1 rRNA gene is annotated in these 545 nt (G+C 51.7%); it reads right to left on the reverse strand.

The features are described 5' to 3' along the window. Positions 1-545: ribosomal RNA gene (locus H3H37_RS25435) — 16S ribosomal RNA — on the reverse strand; the annotation flags it as partial.

A 545-nucleotide genomic window follows, 5' to 3' on the forward strand; every position in this document is an offset into this window, starting at 1 on the left:
ATTCCTGCCATGTCAAGGGTAGGTAAGGTTTTTCGCGTTGCATCGAATTAATCCACATCATCCACCGCTTGTGCGGGTCCCCGTCAATTCCTTTGAGTTTTAATCTTGCGACCGTACTCCCCAGGCGGTCTACTTCACGCGTTAGCTGCGTTACCAAGTCAATTAAGACCCGACAACTAGTAGACATCGTTTAGGGCGTGGACTACCAGGGTATCTAATCCTGTTTGCTCCCCACGCTTTCGTGCATGAGCGTCAATCTTGACCCAGGGGGCTGCCTTCGCCATCGGTGTTCCTCCACATATCTACGCATTTCACTGCTACACGTGGAATTCTACCCCCCTCTGCCAGATTCTAGCCTTGCAGTCTCCATCGCAATTCCCAGGTTGAGCCCGGGGATTTCACGACAGACTTACAAAACCGCCTGCGCACGCTTTACGCCCAGTAATTCCGATTAACGCTTGCACCCTACGTATTACCGCGGCTGCTGGCACGTAGTTAGCCGGTGCTTATTCTTCAGGTACCGTCATTAGCAAAGGATATTAGCC

This window comes from Rugamonas brunnea (assembly GCF_014042345.1).
Lineage (GTDB): Bacteria > Pseudomonadota > Gammaproteobacteria > Burkholderiales > Burkholderiaceae_D > Rugamonas > Rugamonas brunnea.